Here is a 16,320-nt window from a genome sequence, read left to right on the forward strand (position 1 = left end):
GGGTTCACGGTGTAATCGTGTGGGCATCCGGATCTGCCCTTACGGCATCGCCGATCGGATCGTCTTCCTTTCCTGTTTCGCGCAATCTGCGCGCGGCGACACGTGCTTCATGCTGTTCGCGCGTGATCGGGAAGCGGCTCAGCCAGTATGCTGCAACAAGCATCAGCAAGGTCGAGGTGATCATATACAACCAGACCAGTTGACGCACGGTCCCCTGCGCAACATCGGCCTGGGCCGTGCCGGGAGCAAGATCGATGGACTGGACGATCAGGCTGGTCAGCAGGATACCGCCGCCGGTCGCGCATTTCTGCACCAGCCAGTTTCCGGAATAGAATGTCCCTTCCGCCCGCTTGCCGGTGCGTTCTTCGAAGGCTTCGACAATTTCCGCCACCATCGATGTGGCGGAGATGATCGAGATCACGCTCGCCGTATTGGCGAAGATCAGGAAGACGAAGAGTATGGCTGTCGAGGTCGTCGTCCCCGTTTCCGGCCACAAACCCGCCAGCAGCAGGGCATGGGGGGTGAAATAGAGAGCGAGGCCGGCCAGTGCGCCGACGGCGGCGGATTTCGGCTTACCCCACATACGGTGGAGCGGCCCGACCACGAGGAACATGAGCACCACCGAGAGGAACAGCACCGCCGGGTAGAACATGAAGGCGGTTTCGGAGAACTGCCAGACGTAGAGATTGACATATTGCGTGATCGAAAAGGTCATGCCCTGCGCTACATAGATGGCGAGACCACCTACTGCGAAAATCAGGAAGGCCTTTTCCCGGAAAGCATCGAAAATCTCGGCGAACGCGCCCCTCAGCGAGAAGGGCGGCGGTTTCAGCGGGGGCAGGTGGGCTACGGTGCTGTGCTGGCCCGCCGCCGATCCGATTACCGCCAGTGCCATCAGGGCCGCTCCGAAAATCCCGTATTCGGCATAGCCTTCCGGTCGCAGCTGGGCTTCGGGTGTGGGCAGGAATACGCTGAAGGCCATGACCATCATCAGCAGGCCGCCAAGCCACCCCGACAGGAAGCGATAGCGGAACAGGGTGGTGCGGTCGTCGTAATCGTCCGTAATCTCGGGGACGAGGCTGACCGATGGAACTTCGCAGGCTGAGAGCAGGAGGCGAACGCCCACGGCCAATGCGAGAATATCCCAATATCCCGGCGTTCCGGTGAAGGGTGGGGACCACAGCAGCGTCCATAAGAGAGCGAGCGGGATCGGGGCAAGATAGAGCCAGGGCAGGCGGCGCCCCCAGCGCGTATAGGTCCGGTCGGAAAGATGGCCGATCAGCGGATCGACCAGCGCATCGACGATCAGTGCCGTCGCCAGCGCCGCACCGACAGTTCCTGCATCGACACCCAGTACGAGGTTGTAAAACGGCAGCAGGAAGAAGCTGAAACCGGAATCCTTGATCCCGAATGCAACTGCCCCCGACCCGTGGACCAGTTTCAGCCGCTGGGGCAGGGGGCCGGCAATGAATGCCATCAGGCCTTACCCTGCGCCTGTTTCTGCATGGCTTCTAGCGTATCGAACAGGCCCGGTACTTCCGGATCCCAGCTATGCCGCGGGCCGATGGTCAGCCCGCCGTCGACCAGCATGGAGGTGCCGGTCATGAAGCTGGCCGCATCGCTGGCCAGAAAGGCGACCGCTTCGGCGATGTCGCGCGGTTGACCTCCGCGGGCCACCGGCTGAGCATTGGACGACATCTGCGCAATCGCGGCCTTGGCCGTGCGGGCCATTTCTTCGGGAATGTCGAGCGAGGCGGTGAAGATGTTTGTGTTGATGAAGCCAGGCTGCACGGCGTTCACCCGGATGCCGTGCCTCGCAAGATCGGTCGCGGCGCATTTGGTGAGGTGCAGGACACCTGCCTTGGCCACGGCATAGGCGGTAGGAGAATAGCCGGGGCCGACCGCCGCCACGCTTGACACGTTGATGATACTTGCGCCCTTGCGGTGCTTCATGTGCGGAACGGCATAACGGATGCCCATCGCGACGGAGCGTAGCAGCAGGTCCATCGTGCGATCCCACTCGTCGGGTTCGATCTCGTCGATCCCGGGGCGTGCGCCGCCAGCACCCGCATTGTTAAAGACCACGTCGATGCCGCCGGTTTCTTCGGCGGCCCCGTCCATCAGCCTGCGGATATCCTCGGTCGAGCTGACGTCGCAGTGGCGATAGCGGATGACGCCTTCGGTTTCCTGTTCGAGTCCCTTTCCGCCCACATCGTCGATATCGGAGGCAAATACGGTCGCACCCTCGCCGGCGAACAGGCGCACGGTCTCGGCTCCGATACCGGATGCCGCACCGGTTATCACCACGATCTTGCCCGTGAATCGCATCGTCTTTCTCCCAGAAATCCTCGGCTTCAAGCTTAGGCGAGCCGCACCTTACGTCAACGCAAACCGCCTGACGCTACGGCATGGCGCTTCCTCATCATCGCCCTTGCGGGAAGGCTGCGAATCACCCTAACGTAAACGTCAACCGAAGAGATCTGAGAGAGGAGTCGGTAATGTCCGATCTGGAAAGCTTCCGCGCCGAAACGCGCGAATGGCTCGAAGCCAATTGTCCCCCCGAAATGCGCGAGCCCGTTCGTGACGAGGGCGACGTCTATTGGGGCGGCCGCAATGCCAAGTTCAAGAACGATGCCCAGAAGGCATGGTTCGAAGCCTGCCGGGACAAGGGCTATACCGTTCCCGAATGGCCCAAGGAATATGGCGGCGCCGGATTGAACCCCGCAGAGGGCAAGATTCTGCGCCAGGAAATGGCCCGCATCGGTGCCCGCCCGCCCCTGTCCAGCTTCGGTATCTGGATGCTCGGCCCGGCGCTGCTCCACTTCGGCACGGAAGGCCAGAAGCAGAAATTCCTCAACGAGATAGCCAAAGGCGAAATCCGCTGGTGCCAGGGCTATTCCGAACCGGGTAGCGGCTCCGACCTCGTCTCGATGCAGACCTTCGGCGAGGACAAGGGCGATCACTGGATCGTCAACGGCCAGAAGATCTGGACTTCCTATGCCGACGAGGCCGACTGGATCTTCTGTCTTGTCCGCACCGACAAGCAGAACAAGTACCAGGGCATCACCTTCATGCTGTTCGACATGGCGGGCGATGGCGTCTCGACCAAGCCGATCAAGCTGATCAGCGGCAACAGCCCGTTCTGCGAAACCTTCATGGACGATGTGAAGGTGCCCAAGAGCTATGGCGAGGACATCCCCGCCTATGTCGGCGAGATCAACCGCGGCTGGGACGTGGCGAAGTACCTGCTGGGCCACGAACGCGAGATGATCTCGGGCGCGGGCGGCGGTGACCGCACCGCAGCCATCGGCGCGGCGATGAAGCGCAATGCTGGCGAACTCGATCCGGTGCTGCGCGCAGAGCTGGCGCAATTCGACGTCGACGCGCTGTCCTATGCCGCGATGGGCGAGAAGTTCCTCGACGAACTCAAGGTCGGCAAGGCGCATCCCGCGCAGCCGAACATGATGAAATATGTCGGGACCGAGCTGAACAAGCGACGGCACGAACTGATGATGGCAGCGGGCGGCAGCCTCGCTCTCGAATGGGAGAGCGAGGAAACATCCGGCGGCAAGCCGTCGCGTAACTGGCTGCGCACCAAGGCCAATTCGATCGAGGGCGGCACGAGCGAAGTCATGCTCAACGTCATCTCGAAACGTATCCTCGACCTGCCGGGAGCCTGATCGATGCCCCTTTATTACGACGAAGACCAGGCGATGCTCGCCGAAACCGCACAGCAGTTCATGGCCGAAGAAGGCGCGATTGCGAAGCAGCTGCGCCACTGGCGCGACCGCGATTGCAAGGACGGCTTCGGCCACGGATTGTGGAAGCAGTTTGCCGAAATGGGTTTCACCGGCATGCTGGTGGGCGAAGACGACGGCGGGCTCGGCATGGGCCATGTCGAGGCGGGGATCGTGCTCGAACAGATCGGGCGCAACCTTACGCCCTCGCCCTTCCTGTCCTCCTCCGTGCTGGCGGCTACCGCGCTCAAGCACGGCAGCGACGATGTCCGGGGGCGCTGGCTGCCCGGCCTGATCGAAGGCGAGAAGGTCTATTCGGTCGCTATCGACGAAGGCGCGAAGCACCGCCCCGAAACCATCGCCTGCAAGGCGGAGAAATCGGGCAACGGCTTCCGCCTGTCGGGCAAGAAGGATTTCGTGGTCTATGGCGCCAGCAGCGAGATGATCGTGGTCGCCGCGCGCACTTCGGGCAGCGACAGCGATGCGGACGGCATCACGCTGTTCGCCGTGCCGAAGGATGCCAGCGGCATGAGCCATGACAGCGTCCGGCTGGTCGACAGCTCGATGGCCAGCCATGTCACTTTCGACGGTGTCGAGCTCGACGGCGATGCCGTGATCGGCGAAGTCGACGGCGGGCGCGAAGTGCTCAATGCCATGCTCATGGCGGGCCGCGTGGGTGCGGCTGCCGAAGGCGTGGGCGTGGCGCAGGGCGCGATGGACATGACCGTCGACTACCTCAAGCAGCGCAAGCAGTTCGGCAAGCTGATCGGCGAATTCCAGGCGCTGCAGCACCGCGCCGCGCATCTCTATTCCGAAGTCGAGATCGCCCGCGCTGTCACCATCAAGGCGGCCCAGCTGCTCGATGGCGGCAGCGAGAAGGCGGACCTCATGGCGAGTGTGGCCAAGGCCAAGGTCGCCAAGGCGGCGGGTCTTGCGGTGAAGGAAGGGGTGCAGATGCACGGCGGCATCGGCATGACCGACGAATACGACATCGGCCTCTACATGAAACGGGACCGGGCGCTGCAGGAATTCCTCGGCGACCAATATTACCACGCGGGCCGTGTCGCCGAAATGAGCGGCTACTGAGCGGGAGAGACGATATGAACCTCGAAGACATGTTCAGCCTCAAGGGACGCATTGCCCTCGTTACCGGCGGCAGCCGCGGCATCGGCCGCATGATCGTGGAGGGCTTTCTCGCCGCGGGCGCAGAGCGGGTCTATATCACTGCGCGCAAGGGCGGCGAACTGCACGAAACTGCCGAAGAACTGGGCGACAAGGTCGTTCCGATCCAGGGCGATATCTCGACGCTGGAAGGCATCGATGAACTGGTGGCCGAGATTTCCGCGAAGGAATCCCACCTCGACATCCTCGTCAACAATGCCGGCGCGGCCTGGGGGGCGGATTATCTCGACTTCCCGGAAGAGGGCTGGGACAAGGTCATGGACCTCAACGTCAAGACGCCCTTCTTCCTGACGCAGAAACTGCACAAGCTCCTCACCGCCAATGCCAGCCAGGACAAGCCCGGCAAGGTGATCAACATTGCCAGCATCGACGGCCTGCGCATCAACCCGTGGGAGACCTATTCCTACCAGGCGAGCAAGGCGGCGCTGATCCACCTTACGCGCCGCATGGCCGCGCGGCTGGTGCAGGACCACGTCTATGTCACCGGCATCGCGCCGGGCGCATTCCCGAGCAACATGAACAAGGTCGCGCGCGACCATGCCGAGGCCAGCGCTCAGGGCATCCCGAACAAGCGCGTGGGCGACAAGTTCGATATGGGCGGAAGCTGCGTCTATCTCGCCAGCCGCGCGGGCGATTATACCGTAGGCGAAACGATCGCGGTCGACGGCGGTATCGTCAACGCTCACCTGCCCACGCATTTCGCCGATCCGGCGGGCGGTAGGTAGCTCCGCGCTGCATTCCTGTCTGTTGAGAGGCGGGTGTCTCGCTGACTCGAGTTTTTCTGGCCGCAGAGCGCATTAGGGGCGATTGTGCCGCGGGATGTGCCTCGGGGCAGAGAGTTCGAAGCCGGTTAGCGATCAGGTAGGTTGCGTCCAACCTTGCGCAATTTTTGCGAGGCGATGTCGAGCACTTGCAGCTTGTCGAGATAGCTAGCTAGGATCACCGGGTCTTCGCTCATCCGGTCCGCCAGCGCATCGAGCATATCGGCGATGCCTTCCAGTTCGTCTCGCGTGGCTGGGCTGGACGGCAAGGCTATTGCCTCTGCGCGCGCATTCGCCGCAGCGTTGGCGGTGGGAGGGCCGCCCTCGAAACGGGGTTTGATCGTTTCGAAAGCGATGTCGACCATCAATTGCGAGTGTGCCTTGTTCGGCAACCAGTCGATCGCGTTCACGAGGCGCTCGAAACGGATCCCTGCTTGCTTGCCTTCGCGGCGGATTATGGTGCCGGTTGCACTTAGCTCGCCTTTGCGCAGCTTCACGCGTTCGCCCACCGGCGGCAAGGTGTCGGCTTCAATCAGAGCTCCGGAATCCGAAATGTTGCGCACGCGCACATTACCGGTCATTCCAGATGAAGACAGGTTTGCAGTAACGAACATCGCCTTACGCTGATACGAGCGCTCGTAGGCTTGCGACATATCCCGAGGGGCGAGTGAGTTTTCCATGGCGGCGATCCTTAACTTATCCCAGACTATGGTGAATGGTCCGGGAAAGGCCGGCTAAGAGAAAACGCGTAGTGCTGGCAGGAAGTCGGCATCCCGAGGTCCGATGTCGGGGCCATTGAGGGCAAGAAGCTTCCGCTTACGGTGCCTCGGCAGGGCAGAGCAGGGCATTCGAAAAGGGTGGTTAGCTGCCCGACTCGCCTTCACACCAAACCCGCTTACCCCATCAGTTCCCGCACGAACGGGATCAGGCCTGTCTGGCGCTGGCGCCTCATGCGTTCGGCGTCGAGGATTTCGCGCACCTTGGCGAAGCAATCGTTCACATCCTCGTTGATTACCACATAGTCATAGGCGTCCCAGTGGCTGATCTCGGCGCGGGCGCGTTCCATGCGGGCCTGCACCACTTCCTCGCTGTCCGTCGCCCGGCTGCGCAGACGGCGTTCGAGTTCGGCGATGCTGGGCGGCAGGATGAACACGCGGACTACGTCCTGCTGGTCCTTCTGGTAGAGCTGCTGCGTACCCTGCCAGTCGATGTCGAAAAGGAAGTCCTGTCCTTCCTTCAACGCATTGCGGATATGGCCCTTGGGTGTGCCATAGCGGTGGCCGAAGACATGCGCCCATTCGTAGAAATCGTCTTCCTCCACCATACGGTCGAAGGCGGCATCGTCGAGGAAGAAGTAATGCACACCGTCGATTTCGCCCGGGCGCGGCGGGCGGGTTGTTACACTGACGGATAGTTTGATCGACGGATCGGCAGCCAGCAGCATGCGGCTGATCGTGGTCTTCCCGGCCCCGCTGGGCGAGGAGAGGATGAACATCAATCCGCGCCGGGCGAGTGCGTTGTCGTGACTGTCTGAGGAATCGGCCATGCGCGCCTTTGGGCCAAGCGGCGCGTTCAAATCAAGCCTACTCGTCCGAATGGGCCTGTTCGATCAGGGCACGATCGCCTTCGCGGCGCGATTTTCTTCGCTTCTGGCTGCGGTCGAAGATCGTCTTGGCGAGCGCACCGCCGCCCACCAGCAATGCGCCGGGCAGACTGCGTGTCGCCACCTTGGCTAGTGCGAAGCTGATCGCCTGCTGGCCGAGCGACTTGTTCTTGATCATCTCTCGCGCCGTTTCGCGTCCGTAGCGCCCGCGAAGCATTCCGCGCTCGATTGCATCGCGCATGACGTATGACCCTGCGCGGATCATCAGATCCGCCAGCAGAATGTTGGTCATGGGATTGGTCGACGGGCCGGGTACATTTTCCTCGCGACCACCTGTCGCCTCGCGCGTATTCTCCACGAGATCCGCACCCATTTCCTTGACGTGTCTAACCATTCCCTGTGCACCTTCCGGCGCAGATCAGCCCCCGCGCCTTTATTTCTTCCGGCCGAAATCGACCGAGACGACATTCGAGCCGTCTTCCACACCTGCAACGGGTGCCTGGCGACCCTGTTCCTCGTCATTCCCAGCCTCTTCGGTCGCGGCGGGAGCCATGTCGGCGACGGTCGCCTGGAACTGCAGGCCGAAATCCACCGCCGGATCGACGAATTGCGTGATTGCGGAATAGGGAATGTCGAGTTGCGACGGGATCTGGTTGAAGGACAGGCCGACCGAGAAGCCGTCTTCGCGCACGTTCAAATCCCAGAACTTGTTCTGCAGCACGATGGTCATTTCGTCGGGAAACCGCTCGCGCAGGCTGGCGGGGATCGAAACCCCCGGCGCGTGTGTCTTGAAGGTGATGTAGAAATGGTGCGCACCGGGCAGTTCGCTGCCACTTTGCTCGATTTCGCCCAGTACCCGGCCAACCACTGCGCGCAGGGCCTCCTGCACGATGGTGTCATAGGGAATAAGGCTGTCAGGCGTGTCTTCGCTCATGCCCTCCTAGGTGGAACCGCACGATGCCGTGGTCAAGCGGTTTAAGCCTGTCTTTACCCTGCGAATAGCGGCTATTTCTTGCGCCGCCCACACTGGCGCCTATAGGCAGGCGGCATGCGAACAGGCCGTATCGAAAGAAACACCGCGGAAACGCACATCCTGGTCGAAGTCGACCTCGACGGGACGGGTGCCTATGACATTTCCACCGGGATCGGTTTCCTCGATCATATGGTCGAGCAGTTTTCCAGGCATTCGCTGATCGACGTAACGATGAAGGTCGATGGTGATCTCCATGTCGACCAGCATCACACGACCGAGGACAGCGCGCTGGCGCTGGGGCAGGCGCTGGCGCAGTCGCTGGGCGACAAGGGCGGGATTGCGCGTTACGGCAGTGCCTATTCGCCGATGGACGAAACGCTGGCGCGTGTGGCGCTCGATATTTCCGGGCGGCCCTATCTCGTCTGGCGGGCGGGCTTCAGCCAGGAAAAGCTGGGCGAATGGGATACCGAGCTGATCGAGCACTGGTTCCATTCCATCGCGCAGACCTGCGGGCTGACGCTGCATGTCGAATTGCTCTACGGCACCAATAACCACCATATTTGCGAGAGCATTTACAAGGGCTTCGCCCGCGCAATGCGCGCCGCAGTGGAAATCGATCCGCGCAAGGGCGGGGCGATCCCCAGCACCAAGGGACAGCTCGGTGGGTGAAGTGATCGCGCTGGTCGATTACGGCGCGGGCAATCTGCACTCGGTCGAGAACGCGCTGCGTAAGGTAGGGGCGCAGGTGAAGGTCACGGCCGATCCCGACGTGTTGCGCGCCGCCGACCGGATCGTGCTGCCTGGAGTCGGCAGTTTCGGGGCCTGCGCGGCAGGGCTACGCGCGGAGAAGGGCGCGATCGAAGCAATGCGCGAGCGGGTATTTGTGGGTGGCGCGCCGTTCCTCGGCATTTGCGTGGGCATGCAATTGCTCGCCACGCGCGGGCTGGAATATGGCGAAACGACGGGGCTTGACTGGATCGAAGGCGAAGTCCGGCTGATCGAGCCGACCGATACCAGCGTGAAAGTGCCGCACATGGGTTGGAACGACGTCGCGCCCACACCGCATGCGAAGAACCATGAGGTGATCGAGGTTGGCGAGGCCTATTTCCTCCATTCCTACCACTTCCACGCCGACAGCGGTCGCGACGTGCTGGCGATGACAGACCATGGCGGCGGGCTGGTTGCCGCAGTCGGGCGCGACAATATCCTCGGGGTGCAGTTCCATCCCGAAAAAAGCCAGAGCTACGGGCTCGGCATCCTGCAACGCTTCCTGGAGTGGAAACCGTGATCGTCTTTCCCGCCATCGACCTGAAGGGCGGCCAGGTCGTGCGCCTTGCCGAGGGCGATATGAAGCGCGCGACCGTCTATGGCGACAATCCCGCCGCGCAGGCGGCGCTGTTCGCCGAGGCGGGTGCACAGCACCTGCATGTGGTCGATCTCGACGGCTCCTTCGTCGGCTCGGCGCAGAACCGCGAGGCGGTGGAGAGCATCGTCAAGGCGTTTCCCGGTCATGTCCAGCTTGGCGGCGGCATCCGCAAGCGCGAGGATGTGGAAGGATGGTTCGGTGCGGGCGTGTCGCGCATAGTGATGGGTTCTGCGGCCCTCAAGGACCCCGAGTTCGTCAAGAACATGGCGCGCGAGTTCGAAGGCGGCATAGTCGTCGCGGTGGATGCGAAGGACGGCATGGTCGCGACCGAGGGCTGGGCCGAGGTGTCCGACGTGCCCGTGGACGATCTTGCCCGCCGGTTCGAGGATGCCGGAGTTGCAGCGCTATTGTTCACCGATATCGGGCGCGACGGGCTGCTCAAGGGCGTGAATATCGACGCGACCGTGGAACTGGCGCGGCAAGTCGATATTCCCGTGATCGCAAGCGGCGGGGTGAAGGGTCTGGACGATATCCATGTGCTCTCGCTCTATGCCAAGGAAGGTATCGAGGGCGTGATTACCGGGCGTGCGCTTTATGACGGGCGGCTGGACCTGGCGGCGGCGCTGGCGATGGCGGCGAAATCATGAGGCTCTTGAAGTGACCGTCCGTATCCGCGTCATTCCTTGCCTAGACGTTGCCGACGGACGCGTGGTGAAAGGGGTCAATTTCGTCGATCTCAAGGATGCGGGCGATCCGGTGGAGCAGGCACAGGCGTATGACCGTGCCGGGGCGGACGAATTGTGCTTTCTCGACATCTCCGCCAGTCACGAGGGGCGCGGAACGCTGCTCGACATGGTGCGGCGTACCGCGGCAGTGTGCTTCATGCCGCTGACCGTTGGCGGCGGGGTACGCAGCGTCGAGGATGCGCGGGCGCTACTACTGGCTGGGGCGGACAAGGTGGCGGTGAATTCCGCAGCCGTCACGCGGCCGGAACTCGTGCGCGAGATTGCCGAGAAATTCGGCAGTCAGTGCATTGTCGCCAGTGTCGATGCGCGCGCCAATACGCAGGGCGAGGGCTTTCGCGGCTGGGAAATCTACACCCACGGCGGCCGCAAGCCGACCGGTATCGACGCGGTCGAACATGCGCAAAGGCTGGCAGAGCTGGGCGCGGGCGAACTGCTCGTTACCTCGATGGATGGGGACGGGACGAAGCAGGGATACGACCTCGAACTGACCCGCGCGATTGCCGACAGTGTTTCCGTGCCTGTCATCGCCAGCGGCGGTGTCGGCACGCTCGACCATCTCGTCGAAGGGGTGAGACAGGGCCATGCCAGCGCCGTGCTCGCCGCCTCGATCTTCCATTTCGGGCAGCATTCGATCGGCGAGGCGCACCGTGCCCTGCGCGCGGCGGGCTTGCCTGCGCGCGGCTGATACCGCACACGGTCTCCATGGACACGCTTACCCGCCTCGAGACGACCATTGCCGAGCGCCGCACGGCCGATCCCGACACCAGCTATGTGGCGCAGCTGACCCATCGCGGCCTGCCGGTCATGGCGCGCAAGCTGGGCGAAGAGGCCGTTGAAACCTGCGTTGCAGCGCTCTCGGGCAGCCGCGAGGAACTGGTCGGTGAAGCAGCCGATGTGTTGTTCCACCTGATGGTGCTGCTGGCCGAAAAGAACGTGCCCCTGGCGGACGTCATGGCCGAACTGGACCGGCGCGAGGGCGTGTCCGGTATCGATGAGAAAAACTCGAGGAGCGAATAATGCCGATCGACCCGACCCAACCATATGACGATGACAATATCTTCGCGAAAATCCTGCGCGGCGAGATCCCTTCGTCCAAGGTTTACGAAGACGAATGGGCCTTTGCTTTCGAGGACATCAATCCGCAGGCAGAAGTGCATACGCTGGTGGTCCCCAAGGGGCGCTATGTCAGCTGGGACGATTTCAGTGCGAAAGCCAGTGCGGAGGAAATCGCCGGTTTCGTGCGCGCGGTCGGCAAGATCGCGCGCGACAAGGGATTGGTGGAGCCCGGTTACCGAATGATGGCCAATGTCGGCGCGCATGGCGGGCAGGAAGTGCCGCATCTGCACGTCCATATCTTTGGCGGCCAGCCGCTCGGTCCGATGATCGCCAGATAGTTTCGCCGCGCGAGAATCTCGTTTCACCGCCGTTCATGTTTTCGGAGTGAAAGGCGGCTTTGCAGCGACTCCCCGCTGCGCTAGAGCGCCTTTCGCATGTCCTTGCCCAATCCCCCCGACGGAGTACTCGATGGCGACCGGCATCTCTATGCCGTGCGTGCCTATTACGAAGACACCGATCTTTCGGGCATCGTCTATCACGCCAATTACCTTCGCTGGTTCGAACGCGCGCGCTCCGACCTGCTGCGCCGCCTCGACATCGATCAGCGCGCCGCGATCGAAGCGGGCCTCGGCGCTTATGCACTGTCCGAGGTCAGCCTCAGATATTTGCGGCCAGCCAAGCTCGATGACGACATCCTTATCGAGACCCGCTGTACCGAACTCAAGGCAGCATCCTGCCGGATGCACCAGAAGGCGTTCCGCGGAGAAGAATTGTTGGCCGAGGCACATTTGCGCGTCGGCTTCGTTTCACCCGGCGGACGGCCTATTCGCCAGCCAGAAGAATGGCGCGCGGCTTTCGCGCGCTTCGTTCATTCGACAGAGGATTGATGACCACACTTTCCCTTCTTTCCATCGGCGCACCGACCCGGCTCGACCCGGTGCAATTGTTCCTTGATGCCGATATCGTCGTCCAGGCGGTCATGGCCGGCCTGATCCTTGCCAGCATCTGGGTCTGGGCGATCATCGTGTCCTTCAGCCTTCGCATGGGTAAGTTGAAGCGCGTGCAGCTGACCTATGAAAGCGAATTCTGGCAGGCAGATCATTTCGATCGCTTTATGTCCGAGCGCGGCAAGAGCGATATCCCTTCCGCCCGCGTGGCGCAGGCGGCGATCAGCGAATGGCGGCGTTCGACCAAGAACGAGGTGCGCGACCGCGAGGCGCTGCGGGGCCGGATCGCCGCGGCGATGGACAGCCAGATCGCGCAGGAGGCCGACGATATCGCCGAGCGGCTGAACTTCCTTGCCACGGTGGGCGCAGTCGCTCCCTTCGTAGGCCTGTTCGGCACGGTCTGGGGCATCATGAACAGCTTCTTCCAGATCGGCGCGCAGGAAAGTTCGTCGCTCGCAGTGGTAGCACCGGGTATTTCCGAGGCGCTGTTCGCCACCGCCATCGGCCTGTTCGCCGCAATTCCCGCGGTAATCGCTTACAACCGGTTCAGTCATGCCGTCGAACGCTTCGAGACGCGCCTCCACCGCTTCGCCGACAAGCTGCACGCCAGCTTCAGCCGCCAGCTGGAGCAGCGCTGACATGGCGATGACTCTCGCTTCCGGGAAAGGAACAAGGCGGCGTCGCGGACGCGGCGGGCGGCGGCCCATGGCCGAAATCAACGTCACGCCCTTCGTCGATGTGATGCTGGTGCTGCTGATCATCTTCATGGTTACCGCGCCGCTGCTGACTGCGGGCGTGCCGATCCAGCTCCCCGACAGCCGCGCCAACGTGCTGCCGCAGGAACAACAGCAGGTATCGATCAGCATCGACACCGAAGGCTATGTCTATATCGATGACAACCAGGTTCCGGTGGGCGAATTGCCGCAGGCGCTTGAGGTCATCCCGCGCACGGGCGAAGGGCCGGATATCACACTGCGCGCCGACCGCGCGCTCGATTACGGGCGCGTGATGGCGGTCATGGGAGAACTCAACCGCGCCGGACTCAACCGGATTTCACTGGTGACGAATGGCGGACAATCGGCTCCGCCGGTCAACCGCGGTTCAGAGTCCGGGGAATAGCCACGGTCCCATGTATAGCGCAGGCATCAGGAGCGAAGAACGCACAGGTCTGATCGTCGCCGTGGCGCTGCACCTTGCGCTGCTCGCCGCCATGGTAATCCAGGCTCTGATGCCCGCGCCCGAAATCGAGCGTACCGAAAGGATGACAGTCAACCTCGCCGAAGATGTCGGTATGGAGGCGACCGCACCCGATCCTGTGCCGGAAAGCCGGGCGGCCATCGCGCCGACTTTGTCCGACACTCCCTCGCCTTCACCGGAAATGCTCGACGCGCCGAGCGACCCGGTGGTCGAACGACCCACGCAGCGCGTACAGTCGCCCGTGCCCGTTCCTGCCCGTGAGGCCCGCCCGCAGCCTCGCCGCGAACAGCCGCGCGAGCGCAGCCAGCCCAGACCGTCCGAACGCAGCGGCGGTTCGCGCATCGGTAGCGACTTTCTGGCAGGCGCCGGTGGCAGCACGACCACTGACGAAACCCGCACCCCCGCCTCGCAGATTGGTGCAAGCGCGAAGGCCTCTCTGGTTCAGGCCATCGCCCGCAAGATCAAGCCGAGATGGCAACCGCCAAGCGGACCCGATGTTGATGCAATCACCACCTTCCTCCGTTTCCGTCTCAACCCCGACGGTAGCTTGGCGGGTCGACCGCAAGTAGTCCGGCAGACCGGCATCAACGACACCAATCGCGCGCAAGCGAGCCGCCATGCCGAACAGGCCATCCGGGCCGTACAACTTGCCGCCCCCTTTGATGATCTGCCACCCGAGTATTACGAGGCGTGGAAGAACATCACTTCGTTCAGCTTTGACTGGAAGCTTGCCCAATGAAAAAACTGATCTTCGCAACTCTCGCATTTGTCGCCAGCCCACTGGCGGCGCAGAACCAAGATCTCGGCGAACCTGTTCCGGAAGGGCAGGAGGTCGAGACGATCGAGCAGGAGGAAGGCCTCTCCGGGTCGGTCAGCTTCGAAGGCAATCTCGATGATCTTGGCATCGCCATTCCCGCCTTTGCGACCGATCGCAACGCCTCTACGCCTGCTAATGCCAACGGCACCGAGGCGCTGGGCGTTGAACTTGCCCGGGTGATAACCGCCGACCTGCGGAATAATGGCCTGTTCAAGCCGACCGGCCCGGACTCGCTGCCCAAGCCGAGCTTCGACAACATCACCTCGCCCGTTTGGTCGACCTGGGGCGTGCGCGGCGCGGAAATGCTGGTGCACGGCTATGTTCGCGCGCGTAGTGACGATCGGTTGACCGTGGGCTGCTATCTCTACGACATGGCGCTGCAGCAGCGTCTCGTAGCCGAAGGTTGGGTCGTTGCACCCGCCGACTGGCGCCGTGCAGCGCACAAATGCGCCGACCTCGTCTATTCGCGGCTGACCGGCGAAAGCCCTTTCTTCGACAGCCGTATCGCCTACATCGCGGAAACCGGCCCGAAGGATAACCGGACCAAGCGGCTGGCCATCATGGATAGCGACGGGGCAAATCATCGCTTCATCACCACCGGCCGCTCGACCGCGCTTACCCCGCGCTATTCGCCCGATTACAGCAAGCTGGTCTATCTTAGCTATGTCGACGGCAATCCGCGCATCTACATCTACGATATTGGGAGCGGCCGCCAGCAACTGGTGACGCAGAGCGACAATCCGACCTTCGCCCCGCGCTTCAGCCCTGACGGGCGCTGGATCCTCTATTCCATGGCGGTGAGCGGCAATACCGACATCTATCGCGTTTCCGCCAGCGGCGGACAGCCGCAGCGCCTGACCGATGGCGCCAGCGTGGACGTTGGCGGGTCCTATTCGCCGGATGGCAGCCAGATCGTGTTCGAAAGCGACCGTTCGGGTGCGCAGCAGTGCTACATCATGAATGCCGACGGTTCGAACCAGCGCCGCATCAGTTTTGGCGGTGGCCGTTGTGCGACGCCGGAGTGGAGCCCGCGCGGCGACCAGATCGCTTTCACGCGGATCGCGGGCGATTTCAACATTGCCGTCATGTCGCCTTCAGGCGGCAATGTCCGCACGCTCACGCGTGGCTGGCAGGACGAAGCGCCGACCTGGGCGCCCAATGGCCGGATCATCCAGTTCTTCCGGACGCAGCGCAATACCGGCGATACCTCGCTCTGGCAGGTGGACCTCACCGGCGAGAACGAGCGTCGCCTGCCGACGCCGGTGGATGCCTCGGACCCTGCTTGGGGACCGATCCTGCCGTAAGAACATTGTTCTATCCGTGGGGACGGATGAAACGGGGGCCAAAGACAAGTTCAACCGCTGTTTATAAGGGGACAGCCTGATGAATACCCGTATTGCTACTGCAGTGATGCTCAGTTCCGCGCTTGCGCTGGCAGCATGCCAGAAGAAGGCCCCGGAAGAGATTCCGCCGCCGCCGGCCGAAACCACGACGCCTACGCCCACGCCCACCTCCAGTGGCCCCGCCGTTGGCAGCATGGAGCATTTCATGCAGGCAGTCGGCCAGGCGAACACCACCGTCTATTTCGATACCGATCGTTACAACATCGATGCGGAAGACAGCGCCAAGCTGCAGACGCAGGCACAGTACTTCAACCAGTATCCCGATGTCCGCTTTACCATCGAAGGCCATGCCGACGAACGCGGAACACGCGAATACAACCTCGCGCTGGGCGAGCGTCGTGCCAATGCCGCGAAGAACTACCTGGTCTCGCTGGGTATTCCGGCCAGCCGGATCCGCACGGTCAGCTACGGCAAGGAACGTCCGGTGGCATTGGGGTCGAACGAGGCCGCTTGGGCCCAGAACCGCCGCGCCGCCACTGTCACGATCGACTGATCACCGATAAGAAAAAGCCCCGGTTTCGGCCGGGGCTTT

21 protein-coding genes are annotated in these 16,320 nt (G+C 62.7%); 15 read left to right on the forward strand and 6 right to left on the reverse strand.

Annotated features, from left to right (window positions below; all coding sequences use genetic code 11):
- Positions 1 to 4 precede the first annotated feature (4 nt).
- Together AC13CE_RS05600 and AC13CE_RS05605 are read right to left on the reverse strand one after the other, a co-directional pair.
- The gene (locus tag AC13CE_RS05600; RefSeq protein ID WP_482971800.1) at positions 5 to 1,477 is read right to left on the reverse strand and encodes an MFS transporter; all 1,473 of its coding nucleotides are present in this window, start codon (positions 1,475 to 1,477) and stop codon (positions 5 to 7) included.
- Positions 1,477 to 2,328 carry an SDR family NAD(P)-dependent oxidoreductase gene (locus AC13CE_RS05605; RefSeq protein WP_482971801.1) on the reverse strand — a complete coding sequence of 284 codons (852 nt, stop codon included), beginning with the start codon at positions 2,326 to 2,328 and terminating at the stop codon, positions 1,477 to 1,479. The genes AC13CE_RS05600 and AC13CE_RS05605 overlap by 1 nt, the downstream gene beginning before the upstream one ends.
- A 170-nt stretch (positions 2,329 to 2,498) precedes the next feature.
- On the opposite strand from AC13CE_RS05605, the gene AC13CE_RS05610 reads away from it, so the two are divergent.
- The 3 genes from AC13CE_RS05610 to AC13CE_RS05620 are packed head-to-tail and all read left to right on the forward strand — an operon-like array spanning position 2,499 to position 5,644.
- The gene (locus AC13CE_RS05610; protein ID WP_473821407.1) at positions 2,499 to 3,680 is read left to right on the forward strand and encodes an acyl-CoA dehydrogenase family protein; all 1,182 of its coding nucleotides are present in this window, start codon (positions 2,499 to 2,501) and stop codon (positions 3,678 to 3,680) included.
- Positions 3,681 to 3,683: 3 nt separating this feature from the next.
- A complete protein-coding gene (locus AC13CE_RS05615) occupies positions 3,684 to 4,823 on the forward strand; it encodes an acyl-CoA dehydrogenase family protein (RefSeq protein WP_482971802.1) in 1,140 nt (379 codons plus the stop codon).
- Positions 4,824 to 4,837: 14 nt separating this feature from the next.
- The gene (locus tag AC13CE_RS05620) at positions 4,838 to 5,644 is read left to right on the forward strand and encodes an SDR family oxidoreductase (RefSeq protein WP_221537979.1); all 807 of its coding nucleotides are present in this window, start codon (positions 4,838 to 4,840) and stop codon (positions 5,642 to 5,644) included.
- Between the two features lie 125 nt (positions 5,645 to 5,769).
- Here AC13CE_RS05620 and AC13CE_RS05625 read toward each other — a convergent pair whose 3' ends face one another.
- The 4 genes from AC13CE_RS05625 to AC13CE_RS05640 all read right to left on the reverse strand — a co-directional run bounded on the left by AC13CE_RS05625 (position 5,770) and on the right by AC13CE_RS05640 (position 8,217).
- The gene (locus AC13CE_RS05625; protein ID WP_473821405.1) at positions 5,770 to 6,360 is read right to left on the reverse strand and encodes a PilZ domain-containing protein; all 591 of its coding nucleotides are present in this window, start codon (positions 6,358 to 6,360) and stop codon (positions 5,770 to 5,772) included.
- A 215-nt stretch (positions 6,361 to 6,575) separates the two neighbouring features.
- Positions 6,576 to 7,226: a guanylate kinase gene (gmk, locus tag AC13CE_RS05630; RefSeq protein WP_221537977.1), complete on the reverse strand. Its 651-nt coding sequence runs from the start codon at positions 7,224 to 7,226 to the stop codon at positions 6,576 to 6,578.
- A gap of 37 nt (positions 7,227 to 7,263) precedes the next feature.
- Entirely contained in the window at positions 7,264 to 7,677 is a 414-nt protein-coding gene (locus tag AC13CE_RS05635; protein WP_473821403.1) for a hypothetical protein, read from the reverse strand.
- Positions 7,678 to 7,716: 39 nt separating this feature from the next.
- Complete coding sequence (locus AC13CE_RS05640; protein WP_221537975.1) at positions 7,717 to 8,217, reverse strand: SspB family protein; 501 nt, start codon at positions 8,215 to 8,217, stop codon at positions 7,717 to 7,719.
- Between the two features lie 114 nt (positions 8,218 to 8,331).
- Here AC13CE_RS05640 and hisB point away from each other — a divergent pair, with 114 nt between their 5' ends.
- The 12 genes from hisB (at position 8,332) to pal (ending at position 16,281) form a co-directional block, all read left to right on the forward strand.
- Positions 8,332 to 8,925: an imidazoleglycerol-phosphate dehydratase HisB gene (hisB, locus tag AC13CE_RS05645; RefSeq protein ID WP_482971803.1), complete on the forward strand. Its 594-nt coding sequence runs from the start codon at positions 8,332 to 8,334 to the stop codon at positions 8,923 to 8,925.
- The gene (gene hisH / locus AC13CE_RS05650) at positions 8,918 to 9,544 is read left to right on the forward strand and encodes an imidazole glycerol phosphate synthase subunit HisH (RefSeq protein ID WP_482971804.1); all 627 of its coding nucleotides are present in this window, start codon (positions 8,918 to 8,920) and stop codon (positions 9,542 to 9,544) included. Before hisB ends, hisH begins: the two co-directional genes overlap by 8 nt.
- Positions 9,541 to 10,269 (forward strand): 1-(5-phosphoribosyl)-5-[(5-phosphoribosylamino)methylideneamino]imidazole-4-carboxamide isomerase, encoded by a 729-nt coding sequence (hisA, locus tag AC13CE_RS05655; RefSeq protein WP_482971805.1) that lies wholly within the window; start codon positions 9,541 to 9,543, stop codon positions 10,267 to 10,269. The genes hisH and hisA overlap by 4 nt, the downstream gene beginning before the upstream one ends.
- Before the next feature lie 10 nt (positions 10,270 to 10,279).
- Positions 10,280 to 11,053 (forward strand): imidazole glycerol phosphate synthase subunit HisF, encoded by a 774-nt coding sequence (gene hisF / locus AC13CE_RS05660; RefSeq protein ID WP_482971806.1) that lies wholly within the window; start codon positions 10,280 to 10,282, stop codon positions 11,051 to 11,053.
- Positions 11,054 to 11,070: 17 nt separating this feature from the next.
- Entirely contained in the window at positions 11,071 to 11,385 is a 315-nt protein-coding gene (locus tag AC13CE_RS05665) for a phosphoribosyl-ATP diphosphatase (RefSeq protein ID WP_482971807.1), read from the forward strand.
- Complete coding sequence (locus AC13CE_RS05670) at positions 11,385 to 11,762, forward strand: histidine triad nucleotide-binding protein (protein WP_221537968.1); 378 nt, start codon at positions 11,385 to 11,387, stop codon at positions 11,760 to 11,762. The genes AC13CE_RS05665 and AC13CE_RS05670 overlap by 1 nt, the downstream gene beginning before the upstream one ends.
- 96 nt (positions 11,763 to 11,858) lie before the next feature.
- The gene (locus tag AC13CE_RS05675; protein ID WP_482971808.1) at positions 11,859 to 12,311 is read left to right on the forward strand and encodes a YbgC/FadM family acyl-CoA thioesterase; all 453 of its coding nucleotides are present in this window, start codon (positions 11,859 to 11,861) and stop codon (positions 12,309 to 12,311) included.
- On the forward strand, positions 12,311 to 13,009 hold the full coding sequence (gene tolQ, locus AC13CE_RS05680) for a protein TolQ (protein ID WP_482971809.1): 699 nt from the start codon (positions 12,311 to 12,313) through the stop codon (positions 13,007 to 13,009). Before AC13CE_RS05675 ends, tolQ begins: the two co-directional genes overlap by 1 nt.
- A 1-nt stretch (position 13,010) precedes the next feature.
- On the forward strand, positions 13,011 to 13,490 hold the full coding sequence (locus AC13CE_RS05685) for an ExbD/TolR family protein (protein WP_482971810.1): 480 nt from the start codon (positions 13,011 to 13,013) through the stop codon (positions 13,488 to 13,490).
- A gap of 10 nt (positions 13,491 to 13,500) precedes the next feature.
- Complete coding sequence (locus AC13CE_RS05690) at positions 13,501 to 14,307, forward strand: energy transducer TonB (RefSeq protein ID WP_221537964.1); 807 nt, start codon at positions 13,501 to 13,503, stop codon at positions 14,305 to 14,307.
- Positions 14,304 to 15,689 (forward strand): Tol-Pal system beta propeller repeat protein TolB, encoded by a 1,386-nt coding sequence (tolB, locus tag AC13CE_RS05695; RefSeq protein ID WP_482971811.1) that lies wholly within the window; start codon positions 14,304 to 14,306, stop codon positions 15,687 to 15,689. Before AC13CE_RS05690 ends, tolB begins: the two co-directional genes overlap by 4 nt.
- A 79-nt stretch (positions 15,690 to 15,768) precedes the next feature.
- A complete protein-coding gene (gene pal, locus AC13CE_RS05700; RefSeq protein ID WP_482971812.1) occupies positions 15,769 to 16,281 on the forward strand; it encodes a peptidoglycan-associated lipoprotein Pal in 513 nt (170 codons plus the stop codon).
- Positions 16,282 to 16,320: the final 39 nt, after the last annotated feature.

The organism is Qipengyuania sp. B-5, assembly GCF_056857815.1.

Bases quoted from the DNA above. Each gene is read 5' to 3' on its own strand.
- AC13CE_RS05600 (WP_482971800.1), bottom strand. From the start codon at position 1,477: ATGGCATTCATTGCCGGCCCCCTGCCCCAGCGGCTGAAACTGGTCCAC.
- AC13CE_RS05605 (WP_482971801.1), bottom strand. From the start codon at position 2,328: ATGCGATTCACGGGCAAGATCGTGGTGATAACCGGTGCGGCATCCGGT.
- AC13CE_RS05610 (WP_473821407.1), top strand. From the start codon at position 2,499: ATGTCCGATCTGGAAAGCTTCCGCGCCGAAACGCGCGAATGGCTCGAA.
- AC13CE_RS05615 (WP_482971802.1), top strand. From the start codon at position 3,684: ATGCCCCTTTATTACGACGAAGACCAGGCGATGCTCGCCGAAACCGCA.
- AC13CE_RS05620 (WP_221537979.1), top strand. From the start codon at position 4,838: ATGAACCTCGAAGACATGTTCAGCCTCAAGGGACGCATTGCCCTCGTT.
- AC13CE_RS05625 (WP_473821405.1), bottom strand. From the start codon at position 6,360: ATGGAAAACTCACTCGCCCCTCGGGATATGTCGCAAGCCTACGAGCGC.
- gmk (WP_221537977.1), bottom strand. From the start codon at position 7,226: ATGGCCGATTCCTCAGACAGTCACGACAACGCACTCGCCCGGCGCGGA.
- AC13CE_RS05635 (WP_473821403.1), bottom strand. From the start codon at position 7,677: ATGGTTAGACACGTCAAGGAAATGGGTGCGGATCTCGTGGAGAATACG.
- AC13CE_RS05640 (WP_221537975.1), bottom strand. From the start codon at position 8,217: ATGAGCGAAGACACGCCTGACAGCCTTATTCCCTATGACACCATCGTG.
- hisB (WP_482971803.1), top strand. From the start codon at position 8,332: ATGCGAACAGGCCGTATCGAAAGAAACACCGCGGAAACGCACATCCTG.
- AC13CE_RS05665 (WP_482971807.1), top strand. From the start codon at position 11,071: ATGGACACGCTTACCCGCCTCGAGACGACCATTGCCGAGCGCCGCACG.
- AC13CE_RS05670 (WP_221537968.1), top strand. From the start codon at position 11,385: ATGCCGATCGACCCGACCCAACCATATGACGATGACAATATCTTCGCG.
- AC13CE_RS05675 (WP_482971808.1), top strand. From the start codon at position 11,859: ATGTCCTTGCCCAATCCCCCCGACGGAGTACTCGATGGCGACCGGCAT.
- tolQ (WP_482971809.1), top strand. From the start codon at position 12,311: ATGACCACACTTTCCCTTCTTTCCATCGGCGCACCGACCCGGCTCGAC.
- AC13CE_RS05685 (WP_482971810.1), top strand. From the start codon at position 13,011: ATGGCGATGACTCTCGCTTCCGGGAAAGGAACAAGGCGGCGTCGCGGA.
- AC13CE_RS05690 (WP_221537964.1), top strand. From the start codon at position 13,501: ATGTATAGCGCAGGCATCAGGAGCGAAGAACGCACAGGTCTGATCGTC.
- tolB (WP_482971811.1), top strand. From the start codon at position 14,304: ATGAAAAAACTGATCTTCGCAACTCTCGCATTTGTCGCCAGCCCACTG.
- pal (WP_482971812.1), top strand. From the start codon at position 15,769: ATGAATACCCGTATTGCTACTGCAGTGATGCTCAGTTCCGCGCTTGCG.